The organism is Paenibacillus sp. strain BS8-2, from assembly GCF_054483835.1.
This window is the reverse complement of record NZ_CM137010.1, coordinates 4,849,882-4,864,783: the sequence shown is the minus strand read 5'-3', so window position 1 is coordinate 4,864,783 and position 14,902 is coordinate 4,849,882. Positions and strand designations below refer to the sequence as shown.

Sequence of the window (14,902 nt, the reverse complement as noted above, 5' to 3'; positions counted from 1 at the left end):
CCAACAATGTCCAAGAACATGATGCAGGGCTTGACCGGTCGTCAGAAAGCAGCGATTTTGCTCATTACGCTCGGTCCGGAAGTGTCGGCGCAAATATTCAAGCATTTACGGGATGAGGAAATCGAACAACTAACGCTCGAAATTGCGAATGTCCGTAAGGTAGACAGCACTGATCGTGAAAACATTTTAAGTGAGTTCCACCAGATCTGCCTTGCTCAAGAGTATATCTCTCAGGGCGGCATTAGTTACGCGAAAGAGATATTGGAGAAGGCGCTTGGCGAATCGAAAGCACTGGAAGTAATCAACCGATTGACGGCAACACTTCAAGTGAGACCTTTTGATTTTGCGAGAAAAGCAGAGCCGGCTCAAATTCTCAACTTTATACAGAACGAAAATTCGCAAACTATCGCACTCGTATTATCTTACCTACAATCTGAACAATCGTCCCAAATTCTATCCTCGCTGCCGCAAGATAAACAAGCGGATGTGGCTCGTAGAATCGCATTGATGGACAGTACTTCACCGGAAGTCATCTCTCAAGTTGAACGAGTATTGGAACAGAAGCTAAGCGCGACGGTTACACAGGATTATACAAATGCTGGCGGCATCGACTCGATCGTTCAGATTCTGAACGGCGTAGATCGCGGAACGGAACGGACCATTCTCGATGCACTCGAGATACAGGATCCGGAGCTGGCCGAAGAAATCAAGAAACGGATGTTCGTATTCGAAGATATTGTCAACATCGACAATCGTTCTATCCAACGTATTATTCGCGATATCGAGAATTCCGATCTACAGCTTGCGCTCAAAGTGGCTAGCGAAGAAGTTCGTGAAGCAATTTTCCGCAACATGTCCAAGCGGATGGCCGAGTCGTTCAAGGAAGAAATGGAATTCATGGGGCCTGTCCGGCTGCGTGATGTTGAGGAAGCCCAGACTCGAATCGTCGCTACGATTCGCAGGTTAGAAGAGTCGGGTGAAATTATTATCGCGCGCGGCGGAGGAGATGATATCATTGTCTAATTTGATAAAATCCTCCAGTGTTATTCCGGTAGAACAGCTTAAGACCTTGCAATGGCATAATCCATATGCGGCAGCCGCAATGGAACAACAAACGTTAGAAGCTCCGGAAGAACCACAGCCAGATCAAGAAACGATAGCGCTGCGCGATCAAATATTGTCTGATGCTGAATCGTTTGCACAGGAGCGCCTTCAGGAAACATCCCAGGAATGTGAACGCATGCTGGCTGAAGCAGAACAACAAATCGATGTCTGGTGGCTGCAGAAACGCACCGAAGACGAATTGGCATTCGAATCCTCCCGCAAGGAAGGGTACGAGCACGGTTACACGCAAGGATCTACTGATGCTCAGGAGCATTTGCAATCCAGCTGGGAGCTCAAGATTTCCGAAGCAGCGAATGCGCTTAAAGGCGCTTATGCAATGAGAGAACAAATCATTCAGGAAGCAGAACCTTTTCTCGTAGAGCTAAGTGTTGCTATTGCCGAGAAAATCATAGGCAAGCAGTTGTCAACTTCACCGGATATGGCGATCGAGTTGATCAAAAAGTCGCTATCTCGCAGAAGAGAGCAAGGCGTCATCACATTATGCGTCTCACCAGCGCAATTAGCCTTTGTGCAAGCTGCGAGAGAAGAGTTGCATGCCGCGATCGATTCGCAGGCGGAGCTGCAAATATTGCCGGATTCGAGCGTGAAGGATAGCGGTTGTGTGATTCGCTCAGCCTACGGCAGCATTGATGCGAGAATCGATACTCAGCTATCCGAGATCAAACGTGAGTTAATCCAGCTTGCTCATCAAAGTAGTGAAGAGCGAGGTGTGGACGATGATCGGGAATAAGCCGATGGACGTTCAAAAGTATCTGGACCATCTGAGACCGATTGATCCCGTGAGGGTTAACGGCAAGGTCACCCAAGTCATCGGACTAACGGTGGAATCGGAAGGACCGGATGCCAGCATTGGCGATCTCTGCTATATTTACCCTTCGAAGTCTGCCAAGCCATTGAAAGCAGAAGTAGTAGGCTTCAGAGATAACAAAGTCATTCTAATGCCGCTTGGTGATCTGCATGCGATTAGTCCTGGCTGTGACGTAGTTGGAACGGGCAAACCGCTTACTGTACAAGTAGGTTCTGAACTGCTTGGCAAGGTGCTTGACGGTTTAGGGAATCCGCTGGACGGCAGCTCGCTACCTAGTCGGATGCAACATTATTCTACGCATAACGAACCTAGTAATCCGCTTAGTCGCCCTAGAGTAACGAAACCCTTGAGTATCGGCGTAAGAGCTATTGATGGACTGCTTACAGTCGGTCAAGGTCAGCGCGTAGGCATTTTCGCAGGTTCAGGTGTTGGCAAGAGTACATTGCTTGGTATGATAGCTCGTAACACATCGGCGGACGTCAACGTCATTGCGCTTATCGGCGAACGTGGCAGAGAAGTGCTGGAATTCATCGAAAAGGATCTTGGTCCTGAAGGTCTTGCCAGATCTGTTGTCATTGTTGCCACTTCCGATCAGCCTGCATTAATCAGGATGAAGGGGGCGCTAATAGCGACTACGATTGCCGAATATTTCCGAGATCGTGGGCTTAACGTGATGTTGATGATGGATTCAGTCACTCGTTACGCCATGGCACTCCGAGAGGTTGGACTCGCGATTGGTGAACCGCCGGCTACTAGAGGATATACCCCGTCCGTATTTGCTGCTTTGCCAAAGCTTTTGGAACGTGCAGGCACTGGTCCCACAGGCTCCATTACAGCGTTCTACACCGTCCTTGTTGATGGTGACGACATGAACGAACCGATTGCAGATGCGGTCAGGGGCATATTGGATGGACATATCGTCCTCAGCCGCCATTTGGCCCACAAAGGTCATTTCCCTGCTATCGATGTGTTAGCCTCCGTCAGTCGTGTTATGAAAGAAATCGTAACCGAGCAGCAGCAAGATGCGGCTAATGAATTAAAGAGATTGCTTTCTATTTATAGAGATTCGGAGGATCTTATAAATATTGGGGCGTATCAAGTCGGATCGAACAAAGAAATTGATAAAGCGATTGAAGTGATCGAAACGATTCATGCGTTTGCGAAGCAAAAGACGACCGAGAAGGTGACGCTGAGCGAGTCACAAGAGCGGCTGATTGAGCATTTTGACAGGAGTTGAGTGATAAGGTGGCAGCGTTCCAATACTCATTTCAAAAGGTTGTAGATCTAAAGGGCAGTCAGAAGTTGCAGGCGGAATGGCAGCTTTCGGACGCATTGTCCGCGTTGTCGGTGCAGGAGATGTCCCTTCGTGAGCTATTGCTAGCCAAAGAAGAGTGGGAGCAGAAGCTGCAAGAAGCTTCGCTGCAAGCCATCCCGTTATCCGAGGTCGTCATGATTGGTCAGTACATTGATCATCTGCAATCGTGCATTGAGAAAAAACGTTTGGATGTGCTGAAAGCCGAGCGAGTGGTGGAACAGAACAGATCCAAGCTAGCGGACAAGGTTAAGGACGAAAAGGTTTGGCTGAAAGCCAAAGATCATGCTTGGGATAAATTCCGACATGCCCTTCAGATTAAAGAACAGAATGAGCTGGATGAAATGGCCACCGTACGCTTTATGATATCGACACCATAAAGTGGATTTGATCAACGTACTGCAAGAATGCTCATTGCTACTGGCAACGGAGCTTGCTACGCCGGCAGAGGAGTGAATGAAATTGGCGGAGACGGGTGTAGAGAAACAAAATTATAATGCGTTCGAACGATTCATGTTTTTGATGATTCCGATCCTGTTCGTAATTGTGCTGCTCGGTGTGTTATATGCGATGTTCGATATGGAATTTCGTAATAAGGCATTGGAAGTAGGCAATTCGATACCGGTTTTAAAGGAAGTGCTGCCCGAACCTAAAGTTTCCGGAAGCATGATGGATGACGAATCTATCCGCAACATCAAGATGACGGAAAAGATTGAAGAGTTGGAAGCTGAGCTTTCTACCTTGAAAACTGAACTGGCAGCGGCAACTGAGACAACTGCTGCACAAGAGCAGACTGTAAAGGGACTTGAGGACGAGAATGCGCAACTGAAGCAATTGACGGAGTCAGAATTGCTGGAATCTGAGCAATATACGGCAAAGATCGAAGAGTTGTCCAGCATGTTCGCCAAAATGACGCCAAGTAAAGCTGCGCCAATCGTTCAAAATATGAACATTGACGAAATCGTACTGTTGTTTGCCTCCATGCGCTCGGATGACCGCGTGAAAATCATGGAGAAAATGGATCCAAAGATCGCAGCAGAAGCAACGATGAAACTGAAGGATAACGTCAGCGTAAAGGATCTGCAAATCGCTGCGCTGCAAACGAGATTAAATGAGTCGGCCGGATCCGACGAAACACCAGTATCCGCAACGCTTAATCAGGAGCAGCTAAGCGCCACATTTGAAACGATGGATGCCAAGAGCGCAGGCGAAATGCTGCTTAAGATGAAGGACATCAGCCCAAGCAAAGTCATTCGAATATTGAATTCCGTTAGCAACACGGCAAGATCGGGAATTCTTACCGAGATGTCAGGGATTGACGAGGCGGCTACGGCAACGATCGTGACGAAGTTAATGGCCGGTTCCTGATCGGCTTCAAGAAGTATAGTTGAGAAGTCGAACGAATCCATTAAGAAAGGAGGTGAATAGACAATGGAAATGATGATACCAGGAATGGCGACTACTTCCGTGCAGACGCCTGTCGCTAATGTACAAGCAGGAGCAAAGGGTCAGGCAGCTTTTCAGCAAACGTTAGTTCAACAGATTGCTGGAGAAACAAGCACAGAGTCATCTTCCACTCAAACGGGAACTGTTGCAATGGTCGCTGGTAAACCAGGTGTTCAAGCAATTAATGAGACCTCCGCACTTGCTCCTTCACTGGAAGAACTAATGGCTACTATCGATGGTTTAATCGATCAGCTTGATGGAACAAGCGAAGAAGCAGAGGCTGTAACCGAGCATGAGCTCGATGAGCTGACTGCAACGTTGGAAAACTTGAATGCGCTCCTGGCACTTCTCGGCGCACCGGTCGTAAAACTTCAGGCTCAATCGGTGCAACAGGCTTCGGAAGGTCTCGAAGCAATCAGCGCACAGGAATCTTCGGCACAATTGAAGAGCAGCATTCAGGATGCTCTGCTTCAGTTGCAAGCGACTCTGCAACAAGGTTCTCTCAAGCAATTACATGGACAAGCTCCTTATGCCATGATTGCCGAACAGTTGCAAGTCCTGGGTGCTAAGCTGACAGGCGGTCAAGCTCAAGAAACACAGGGAACAAAGGACGTTTCGAAAGTGGATGTGCCGGATTGGTTGGCGGCATTGCCATCAGGAGTGAAGGAAACGCAAACCCATCTGCAACGATTAAGCCATCAAAGCGTGCATCCAGCGTTCATACAAGCGTTGACTGAGCAACAAGTACAGTCTGTCGAAGCAGCTTCCTTACAAGAAGGAATGTCCAGTGGCGGTGACTCGCAATCACCAACTCAATTGCCGCTCATCCATGCAGACAATGTGAGAGATTTTGCTTCACTGCTCAAGGGAACGAGCACGCCAAGCGCCTATGTGCTGGCTGACGAGTTCGCAGAGACGATGGAAGGGCTAATCGTCCAAAAGTTCGATATCAAATCGATTAGCGGCGGAACGGAAGCTAAACTCATATTGTTCCCGGAGCATCTTGGTCAAGTAGATATTAAAATCTCCATGCAGAATGGAATCTTGACAGCCGTGTTCCAAGCGGACAATGCAATGGCGAAGGATATGCTCGAAAATCAAATGCTTCAGTTAAGGGCTGCGCTTCAGGCGCAAGGATTGAATATTGAAAAGCTGGAAGTGACGCAAAGCAGCTCAGCTTCGCATTTAACCAATCAACAGTTCAGCAATGGCCAGCAAGGTGGTAAGCAATCCGGTGATCGCCAAGGCTTCCGAGACGGTGAAATTGTAACGGATACTGCCTTTGAGCAGGATATGGCCGAGCAGGCTGCAATTCAAGGACTCGGATTTGGCCGCTCAATTAATGAGACAGCTTAGAAATAACCGATCGAAGCAGCTAGAAGCCTAGTCGAACGGAGGTGAATATAGTGGCAGACGCAGTATCTACCCGTAATGTATGGCCGAATTACTCCCAATCCAATGTGCAGGCGGCAGCTAACAGGACTCCGTCAGATACACTTGGAAAGGATCAATTCCTTTCGATTCTAGTAACGCAGCTTAGAAATCAGGATCCGATGCAGCCTATGCAAGATAAAGATTTTATTGCGCAAATGGCGCAGTTTACATCCGTCGAGCAGTTAATGAACATGTCGGGCGAGCTAGCGCTCATGCGTCAAAGCATCGGCTCAGCATCCAGTCTAATCGGCAAGTTTATCGAGTGGTATGAATATGACAATCAAGGTAACGTCACTTCGTTAACAGGGAAAGTAGACTCCATTTTGTCCAAAGATGGTTTGTTATACGCCAAGACTGGAGACAAAGAAGTTGCGCTTGATTACGTTGTTGCGATCTCTGAGACTGAGATTACAGCCCCTGCTTCTCCTGATGAAGGGGAGGAGGAGAGCGTATGAGCGAACGAATGACAATCGGTCAGATGTTTCCACTCAAGTCAACACCGTTGCAGCTAGACAAGTCGGACAAAGGCAATGGAGCATCGGGATCAAAGCCAACATCCACCGAGTTTCGTGATCTGCTGCAGTCAAAAGTATTAAAGTTTAGCCAGCATGCGGCGATGAGGATGGAACAGAGAGGCATCAACCTTCAGCCGGATTCGTTGTCACAGATTATGCAAGCTGTGGACGATGCTGCTTCCAAAGGCGCCAAAGACTCCCTAATCGTATACAAGGACGTCGCCATGATCGTGAATGTGCCAAGTCGCACGGTTGTAACGGCAATGGACGGCAACCAAATGAAAAGCAATGTATTCACCCAAATCGACAGTGCGATCATCTTGAGCTAAGGCTGGACCTCTATGAGGGAGCCTAAGGCCGTGGACCGACTGAAGCGGCCGCAGGGCAAGGATCGCGATCATATGGACCATTGGAGGAATTGAGCTATGTTAAGATCGATGTATTCCGGCGTTTCCGGCATGAGAGGATTTCAAACCAAACTTGACGTAATCGGCAATAACATTGCGAATGTGAATACGGTAGGCTTTAAAGCAGGCCGCGTCATGTTCCAAGATATTCTGAGTCAAACAGTATCTGGCGTAACCGCACCTGAAGATGGAGAACGTGGCGGCGTTAATGCTAAGCAGATCGGACTCGGAGTTTCGATCGGCGCGATTGATACGATTCACACAGCAGGCAGCGCAATGACTACCAACCAAGCTACCGATCTTCGTATCGATGGCGACGGATTCTTTGTTGTTTCGGCTGGAGAAGATGCTGAAATGCTTTTAACCCGTGCTGGTAACTTCACGCTTGACGCTGCAAGGCAGCTAGTCACATCCGATGGGATGTTCGTATTGGGAGCAGACGGTGCCCCAATTGTTCTTGACGAAGAAGTTACGGCATTCTCGATCAGTCAAGACGGTACTGTAATTGGTGTTACGGCCGATGGCCAGGTAGAAGTAGCACAGCTTGGTATCGCGAAGGTTGTCAATCCAGGTGGACTTGAGAAACTGGGCGGCAACTTGTATCGAATGACGGTAAACGCTAATCCAGACGGCGAATTCGAAGTGTTGACAGCCAACGATCCAGAGTTCGGCACTGGTGCCATTATCTCTGGCCAGCTTGAGATGTCGAACGTTGACCTTACGGCAGAGTTTACTGAAATGATCGTTGCTCAACGTGGTTTCCAAGCCAACTCTAGAATTATTACAACCTCTGACGAAATTCTGCAAGAAGTTGTAAATTTGAAACGTTAATTTTCTAACCGATAGCGGTTAAGAATCGGGAGGCCGGACCGATCGGCCTCCTCCTACATAGCAAGGGGGTAGCTAATGATTACCGTAACGCGTTTGAATGGAACCAAAGTTATCATTAATGCGCTTCTCATTGAATTGATTGAAGAGGCTGCCGATACCGTGATCACACTCACAACAGGTAAAAAATTGGTGGTGAAGGAGAAGTCCTCCGATCTGCTTCGCTTGAATCAGCAGTTTCTTCAAACAATAGGCCTCGTCGCAGCGGCCCAAAAGAGTGAACAAACGGAGGGTCCTACGTCATGAAAAAAATGTTGCCTTGGTTAATAACAATTCTATTATCCATTACGCTTATCGCTATCGTTTCGATTATATTATTCCGATCCTTGTTCAACGATCCGGCTGACACGGCCGCCGACAAGGAGCAGGTCGAAATCGAGGTGCTTTCGGCAGATGAGCGGGTAGAGGTGACGGCCGAACTCAATGATTTCCGCCGCAATCTGAAGGATCCTGAAAAAGTGGTCATCATCAGCTTTGCGTTCCAGCTCGACGCGAAAAAGACGAAAGAAGATTTCGACAAACTTCTGGAAATCGAAATTAAACCTATGATCAGCCGCACACTAGCGGATACGACTGCAGAGGAATTAGTTGGATCGCAGGGCGAAGACGCTTTGGAGAGCAAGCTGCTCAATATGATCAATCCGGCTATGCCTAAAGGCAAGCTGATTAAAGTAGAAATTACTGATTTTATCATTACCGAACTATAATTCACTAGGCATAATCCTCGAAGGGGGTGAGAGAATTGGTTGATGTATTATCGCAGAACGAGATTGACGCCCTGTTAGCAGCGTTGTCATCCGGAGAGATGGACGCGGAGGATCTGAAGAAAGAAGAAATTACGCGCAAAGTCAGCGTGTACGACTTCAAACGGGCTGTTCGTTTCTCAAAGGACCATATCCGAAGCTTGACTCGCATACACGAAAACTTCGCGCGATATTTGACAACCTATTTCTCGGCGCAGCTTCGTACCTTTGTTCAGATTAACGTCGTAGACGTAGAACAATTGCCTTACGACGAATTTATTCGCTCCATTCCGAAGATGACGATTCTGAACATTTTCGAAGCGGAGCCGCTAGAGGGACGTATGGTGCTCGAGGTGCATCCGAACGTCGCTTACGCGATGCTGGACCGCATGTTGGGTGGACAAGGTACTGCACCGTCCAAGATTAACAATTTGACTGAAATCGAAACGACCGTCATGGAGCGGATATTCGCTAGAACCTTCGATAGCCTGCAAGAGGCTTGGAAGACGATCATAGACATTTCGCCAAGATTAGAAGCACTTGAGACGAATCCGCAGTTTATGCAGATCGTATCTCCCAATGAAACGATTGCTCTTATTTCTTTCAGTACAAAGATCGGCGATACGACTGGGATGATTAACCTTTGTATCCCGCATGTTGTTATCGAGCCTATTATGTCTAGATTATCTGTCCATCATTGGTTCGTGTCTCAAAAGAAAGAACGTATACCGGAAGAAGTCGAAATTCTGGAGCAGCGCGTCAACAAAGCAAAGCTTCCGATCGTTGCTGAACTAGGGGAGTCATCCATTACCATTCAAGAGTTTCTATCACTAGGTATCGGAGACGTATTGTCGCTTAACAAGTCGGTGGATGAGGGAATTCGAATTAAGGTTGGCGATAAACTGAAGTTTATCGGCAGTCCTGGATCCGTAAGAGACCGCATTGCCGTGCAGGTAGACGAAATTGTTAGCGAAGGAGCGGAGGAATATTATGATGAGTAAAGATTATTTATCACAAGAGGAAATTGATGCGTTGCTTCGTCAATCCTCCAATGAACCCGATGATATACAGGGACCTTCAACAGAGGTTCAGCTATCTGATTTTCTCTCTTCGATCGAACAAGATGCATTGGGAGAAATCGGGAATATAACGTTCGGAAGTGCCGCAACAGCGCTCTCGACACTCTTGGGCAAGAAAGTTGACATTACGACACCTCAAGTTACTTTGGTCAGAAGAGAGGAACTCGGGGAAATTTTCCCGAAACCACATGTAGCAGTCAGTGTGCAGTATGTTGACGGCTTTGAGGGCATCAATTCGCTTGTCATCCGTACAAAAGATGCCCAAGTGATTGCAGATTTGATGCTTGGTGGAGAAGGTCTTGTCGAAGCTGGCGAATTAAATGAAATTCATATTAGCGCAGTGCAGGAAGCTATGAACCAAATGATGGGGTCATCAGCGACTTCCATGTCTACCATTTTCAATCGTTTTGTCAACATTTCTCCTCCTGGCATCGATATTCTGGATGTTAGTAAGGGAGATGGAATCGGGCACTTGCCGCCAGTGGATGTATTTATCAAAATTTCGTTCCATCTGACGATCGGCGATTTGATCGATTCGACAATCATGCAGCTCCTCCCTGTATCGTTCGCGAAACAGATGGTGGCCACGCTTATGGGCGAAGCGGAACTTCCGGCAGAGCCGGCTCCAACTCCAGCTCCTGCCAAAGCGGCAGAGGCTGAGCAACATGCTGCGATGCAGCAAACGGCAGCCGCAGCTATGATGGCTCCACCACCGCACGCTCCACAGGTCGAGCAGCCTATGTACGCGAATGGTGGCTACGGTATTCCGGCACCAGGTTACGACATGCATGGCGCATATCCGGGACAACCAGTGCATGCAAATAGTCTCAATCGGAATGTGAATGTACAGCCTGTTCAGTTCGCTAATTTCAACAATGCGCCTTTTGTCCCTCAAGACGCTACGAATCTTAATTTATTACTCGACATACCGCTGAAAGTCACTGTAGAATTAGGTAGAACCCAAAAGCAAATCAAAGATATTCTCGAGCTGTCCCAGGGCTCCATCATTGAGCTGGACAAGCTAGCAGGTGAACCTGTCGATATTCTGGTCAACAACAAGTTAATTGCCAAAGGCGAGGTTGTTGTCATCGACGAGAACTTCGGCGTCCGCGTTACGGATATCGTCAGCCAATGGGACCGCATTCAAAAATTACAATAACATCCTAGGAGGAAATGAACATGGCAAATCGGATTCTAATAGTTGACGACGCGGCTTTCATGCGCATGATGATTCGCGATATTCTGTCCAAGAACGGCTACGAGGTTGTAGGTGAAGCACAGGATGGAGCGCAAGCAGTAGAGAAATACAAGGAACTGAAACCGGATCTCATTACAATGGATATTACAATGCCAGAGATGGACGGGATCTCTGCTCTCAAAGAGATCAAGAAGATGGATGGTAACGCCAAAGTGATTATGTGCTCCGCAATGGGCCAACAGGCAATGGTAATCGACGCCATTCAAGCAGGTGCTAAAGACTTCATCGTTAAGCCATTCCAAGCGGATCGCGTCATCGAAGCGATTAAGAAAACGTTAGGCTAAGGCAGCGACGGTGTTATGAGATTACTAATACGTTCCGCCTTGTTGGCAGCGGTCGGCTTGTCGGCATTGCCGTTGGTCGCTGCTGCCAACAGCAACGCCTTAGGCGAAACTCCTGAGCCGATCCCCGGATCGGAACCTAGTGATTTGCTAGGAGGTATGGTGTGGGTTATCGTCTCGCTTGCCATTGTTATTACATTGATTGTTCTGGTCATCAAATGGTTATCCAATCGTAGCCGAGCATGGGGATCGAATCGGTCGATGCGTTCTCTGGGCGGAGTTGCGTTAGGACAGAACAGCTCTATGCAGGTTGTAGAGATCGCCGACCGCATCTACGTGGTTGGTGTAGGAGAAACAATTACACTGCTAGACAAATTCGAGGATCCGGAACAGGTTGCTGCAGTTATCGCCGCTCTCGCGAAACAAACGGAAGGTTCTTGGAATCCGAAGGATGTTACGGCGTTGATCCGTCGCTGGCGCTCGGGTAAGACAGAAGAGAAGCAGCCGAATGATGAACGCTGGAACGAATCTGCATCCTTCCAACAATTGCTGCAGAACAAATTAAGTCAGCAATCGGGCCGTAAGGAGCAGCTCGAAAATCTATTCAACAAACAAAATACGAATGAACGGTTGATGGATGATGAGAAATAAAAGATGGATGTCCTTCTTCGCCGTTCTACTGCTCTCATTACTGCTTCAAAGTCATACCTTTGCAGAACCGTTGCCCGATATTTCTATTAATATCGGCAACAATGGGGAAGATGGAGGACAGCCAGGCACAAGTGCATTGTCACTTTTGCTTCTAATAACGGTCCTAAGTATCGCACCAGCGATCATGGTATTGATGACTAGCTTCACACGTATCGTCATCGTACTCGGATTTGTCCGTACATCGTTAGGTACACAGCAGATGCCGCCAAACCAAGTATTAATTGGACTCGCCATGTTCCTGACGTTTTTCATCATGGCTCCAACAATTGGCCAAGTTAATGAGGTTGCGCTGCAACCCTACTTAAAAGGTGAGATTTCACAGACGGAAGCATTTGAGGAAGCGGCAATTCCAATGAAGAAGTTTATGTTTTCTCACACGAGGGAAAAGGATTTACTTCTGTTTCTAAACTACACCCAAACGGAAAAACCTTCTACATATGAAGATATTCCTCTAACCGTGCTTATTCCGGCTTATGCAATAAGCGAACTTAAGACTGCATTCCAGATGGGCTTTATGATCTTTATCCCGTTCCTAGTCATCGACATGATTGTCGCCAGCACTTTAATGGCGATGGGGATGATGATGTTGCCGCCGATCATGATATCACTGCCGTTCAAGCTATTATTGTTTGTACTTGTGGATGGCTGGTATTTGATAGTCAAGTCGCTGCTGCTCAGCTTCAACACATGATGAATCGGGAGGGAACCGTGTATGAGTGCTGACTTCGTTATCGGGTTGGCTGGTGATGCGGTGTACACGGTACTGAAAGCCAGTGCTCCAATGCTGGTTCTCGCATTAGTCGTTGGATTGCTAATCAGCGTCTTTCAAGCGACAACTCAGATTCAAGAACAAACACTCGCTTTCGTGCCTAAGATCGTAGCCGTCTTTTTCGCAATTATTATTTTTGGTCCATGGATACTAAACACGGTTGTCGACTTCACTTACCGGCTGCTGAACAATCTCCATCATTACATCGGTTAGGTTGTGAGAGTTGATGAATGCAATCGTACAAGGGTTTCCTATTTTTTTGCTTATTTTTTGTCGAATTACAGCGTTTTTCGTCATAGCGCCTGTCTTTTCTTCGCGAGGCGTGCCGAATACATTTAAGATTGGCTTAGGTTTTTTTATCTCTTTTATCGTATTTCTAACGTATGGGATGGATCAAACTGTCGTTACGGATGCGGAATATGTACTTGCAGTCATTCGGGAAATTTTGATCGGCGTATTGTTGGGATATGTTGTCTACCTATTTTTTATGATCGTTCAAATGGCCGGTTCCATAATGGACATGCAGATTGGTTTCGCTATGGCGAATGTCGTAGATCCGCATACTGGTGCATCTGCGCCGTTACTGGGCAATTTCAAGTATATGCTGATGATTGTCGTTTTTCTATTAATGAACGGGCATCATTACTTGCTGACAGGTCTAATGGATAGCTATCAATGGCTTCCGTTAGCCAATGATATGTTCAGCCGGATGATGAGCGGTGGCATTACTGAATTTTTGACACGTACATTCAGCAATACATTCCTGCTTGCGTTGCAGGTATCTGCTCCCCTCGTAGTAGCGATGTTTTTGACGGATCTAGGTCTCGGATTCCTTACTAAGACGGCACCGCAATTTAATATCTTTGTCATTGGCATCCCGCTTAAGATCATCGTTGGTCTCGTTCTGATGTTCTTGCTGTTGCCTGGTATGGCTGTACTGTTCGAAAAGCTGTTCTCGCTGATGTTTGATTCCTTAGAGCAACTTTTCGGCATTATACAAGTACCACCCGACGCAACCTAGGAGGCCGCTGCTCTTGCGTACGTATCGTTACAAGCTGGATCTTCAGCTCTTCAACCAGGAGAAAACGGAGAAGGCGACTCCAAAGAAACGTGGTGAGTCCCGAGAAAAGGGCCAAGTAGCCAAATCGTCAGATTTGGCTGGCGCTTTGATCCTGTTATTCGTATCAGCATCTTTTATGATGCTAGGGGATTATTACAATACAAGAATCATGGCCTTGTTCGGTAGTTTGTTCCAAGATTGGTTAACGCTGCAGCTGACGACTGAAAACATTATGGAGTTGTTTATCAACTTGTTATGGCAGTCGTTGATGATTCTGTTACCGATTTTTGCAATTGTTATTGTAGTCGGAATCATAGGCAATGTCGTTCAATTTGGATTTCTGTTCACAGGCGACCCGCTTAAGATGAAATTAAGTAAATTGAATCCTATCGAAGGATTTAAACGAATTTTTTCGATGAGAAGTCTTGTCGAGTTTTTGAAAAGTATTCTGAAAGTCATTATTATCGGTGTACTAGTCTACATGGCTATCGCCCAGCAATGGGACAGGTTGTTGAATCTATCGATGCAGCCCATCCAAGAAATTTTCGCCTTCACGGCGAGCATAACCCTTAAGTTAGGGGTCCAGATCGGCGCTGTCCTCGTCGTTCTAGCATTTCTCGATTTCATGTACCAGAAATACGAACATGAAAAAAGTATAAAGATGTCAAAACAAGATATTAAAGATGAACATAAGAAAACGGAAGGTGATCCTCTCACGAAAGGGCGTATTCGTGAACGACAACGAAAGATGGCACTCCAGCGGATGATGCAAGAAGTGCCTAAAGCGGATGTTGTCATTACGAACCCGACCCACTTTGCGATTGCGCTTAAATACGATGCAGCCAATATGGAAGCGCCGACGATTCTTGCGAAGGGGATGGATCATGTTGCATTAAGAATTAAAGAGATTGCCAAGGAACATGGCGTCATAACGATGGAAAACAAACCGCTTGCAAGAGCACTGTATGACAGGGCAGAGATCGGTGATGCCATACCCGGAGATCTGTTTCAAGCAGTAGCCGAAGTGCTTGCGTATGTATATAAATTGAAAGGCCGTGTCAAATAG

At 47.1% G+C, this 14,902-nt stretch carries 19 protein-coding genes; all 19 read left to right on the top strand.

Features of this window, described 5'->3' with window-relative positions:
* Positions 1-6: 6 nt before the first annotated feature.
* Positions 7-1,023, top strand: a complete 1,017-nt coding sequence (gene fliG, locus ACX1C1_RS21125; protein WP_458954124.1) for a flagellar motor switch protein FliG — start codon at positions 7-9, stop codon at positions 1,021-1,023.
* Positions 1,016-1,855, top strand: coding sequence for a FliH/SctL family protein (locus ACX1C1_RS21120; RefSeq protein WP_458954123.1), 840 nt, complete (start codon positions 1,016-1,018; stop codon positions 1,853-1,855). Before fliG ends, ACX1C1_RS21120 begins: the two co-directional genes overlap by 8 nt.
* Positions 1,842-3,170, top strand: a complete 1,329-nt coding sequence (gene fliI / locus ACX1C1_RS21115; protein WP_458954122.1) for a flagellar protein export ATPase FliI — start codon at positions 1,842-1,844, stop codon at positions 3,168-3,170. Before ACX1C1_RS21120 ends, fliI begins: the two co-directional genes overlap by 14 nt.
* Positions 3,171-3,178: 8 nt before the next feature.
* On the top strand, positions 3,179-3,625 hold the full coding sequence (gene fliJ / locus ACX1C1_RS21110; protein ID WP_458954121.1) for a flagellar export protein FliJ: 447 nt from the start codon (positions 3,179-3,181) through the stop codon (positions 3,623-3,625).
* Between the two features lie 82 nt (positions 3,626-3,707).
* Positions 3,708-4,613: a MotE family protein gene (locus ACX1C1_RS21105; RefSeq protein WP_458954120.1), complete on the top strand. Its 906-nt coding sequence runs from the start codon at positions 3,708-3,710 to the stop codon at positions 4,611-4,613.
* A gap of 63 nt (positions 4,614-4,676) precedes the next feature.
* The gene (locus ACX1C1_RS21100) at positions 4,677-6,047 is read left to right on the top strand and encodes a flagellar hook-length control protein FliK (protein ID WP_458954119.1); all 1,371 of its coding nucleotides are present in this window, start codon (positions 4,677-4,679) and stop codon (positions 6,045-6,047) included.
* Between the two features lie 47 nt (positions 6,048-6,094).
* The gene (locus tag ACX1C1_RS21095; protein ID WP_458957751.1) at positions 6,095-6,580 is read left to right on the top strand and encodes a flagellar hook capping FlgD N-terminal domain-containing protein; all 486 of its coding nucleotides are present in this window, start codon (positions 6,095-6,097) and stop codon (positions 6,578-6,580) included.
* Positions 6,577-6,969: a TIGR02530 family flagellar biosynthesis protein gene (locus tag ACX1C1_RS21090; RefSeq protein ID WP_458954118.1), complete on the top strand. Its 393-nt coding sequence runs from the start codon at positions 6,577-6,579 to the stop codon at positions 6,967-6,969. The genes ACX1C1_RS21095 and ACX1C1_RS21090 overlap by 4 nt, the downstream gene beginning before the upstream one ends.
* Positions 6,970-7,065: 96 nt before the next feature.
* The gene (gene flgG, locus ACX1C1_RS21085; protein WP_458954117.1) at positions 7,066-7,878 is read left to right on the top strand and encodes a flagellar basal body rod protein FlgG; all 813 of its coding nucleotides are present in this window, start codon (positions 7,066-7,068) and stop codon (positions 7,876-7,878) included.
* 75 nt (positions 7,879-7,953) lie between these two features.
* On the top strand, positions 7,954-8,181 hold the full coding sequence (locus tag ACX1C1_RS21080) for a flagellar FlbD family protein (RefSeq protein WP_458954116.1): 228 nt from the start codon (positions 7,954-7,956) through the stop codon (positions 8,179-8,181).
* Entirely contained in the window at positions 8,178-8,642 is a 465-nt protein-coding gene (locus ACX1C1_RS21075) for a flagellar basal body-associated FliL family protein (RefSeq protein WP_458954115.1), read from the top strand. Before ACX1C1_RS21080 ends, ACX1C1_RS21075 begins: the two co-directional genes overlap by 4 nt.
* Positions 8,643-8,677: 35 nt before the next feature.
* The gene (fliM, locus tag ACX1C1_RS21070) at positions 8,678-9,679 is read left to right on the top strand and encodes a flagellar motor switch protein FliM (RefSeq protein ID WP_458954114.1); all 1,002 of its coding nucleotides are present in this window, start codon (positions 8,678-8,680) and stop codon (positions 9,677-9,679) included.
* Complete coding sequence (gene fliY, locus ACX1C1_RS21065; RefSeq protein WP_458954113.1) at positions 9,669-10,916, top strand: flagellar motor switch phosphatase FliY; 1,248 nt, start codon at positions 9,669-9,671, stop codon at positions 10,914-10,916. Before fliM ends, fliY begins: the two co-directional genes overlap by 11 nt.
* Positions 10,917-10,936: 20 nt before the next feature.
* A complete protein-coding gene (locus ACX1C1_RS21060) occupies positions 10,937-11,299 on the top strand; it encodes a response regulator (protein WP_087570964.1) in 363 nt (120 codons plus the stop codon).
* A 15-nt stretch (positions 11,300-11,314) separates the two neighbouring features.
* Complete coding sequence (locus ACX1C1_RS21055; RefSeq protein ID WP_458954112.1) at positions 11,315-11,947, top strand: flagellar biosynthetic protein FliO; 633 nt, start codon at positions 11,315-11,317, stop codon at positions 11,945-11,947.
* A 7-nt stretch (positions 11,948-11,954) separates the two neighbouring features.
* Positions 11,955-12,698: a flagellar type III secretion system pore protein FliP gene (gene fliP / locus ACX1C1_RS21050; protein WP_458957750.1), complete on the top strand. Its 744-nt coding sequence runs from the start codon at positions 11,955-11,957 to the stop codon at positions 12,696-12,698.
* A 21-nt stretch (positions 12,699-12,719) separates the two neighbouring features.
* Positions 12,720-12,989 carry a flagellar biosynthesis protein FliQ gene (fliQ, locus tag ACX1C1_RS21045; RefSeq protein ID WP_458954111.1) on the top strand — a complete coding sequence of 90 codons (270 nt, stop codon included), beginning with the start codon at positions 12,720-12,722 and terminating at the stop codon, positions 12,987-12,989.
* A 13-nt stretch (positions 12,990-13,002) separates the two neighbouring features.
* Positions 13,003-13,797: a flagellar biosynthetic protein FliR gene (gene fliR / locus ACX1C1_RS21040; RefSeq protein WP_458954110.1), complete on the top strand. Its 795-nt coding sequence runs from the start codon at positions 13,003-13,005 to the stop codon at positions 13,795-13,797.
* A gap of 13 nt (positions 13,798-13,810) precedes the next feature.
* Positions 13,811-14,902 (top strand): flagellar biosynthesis protein FlhB, encoded by a 1,092-nt coding sequence (gene flhB / locus ACX1C1_RS21035; protein WP_458954109.1) that lies wholly within the window; start codon positions 13,811-13,813, stop codon positions 14,900-14,902.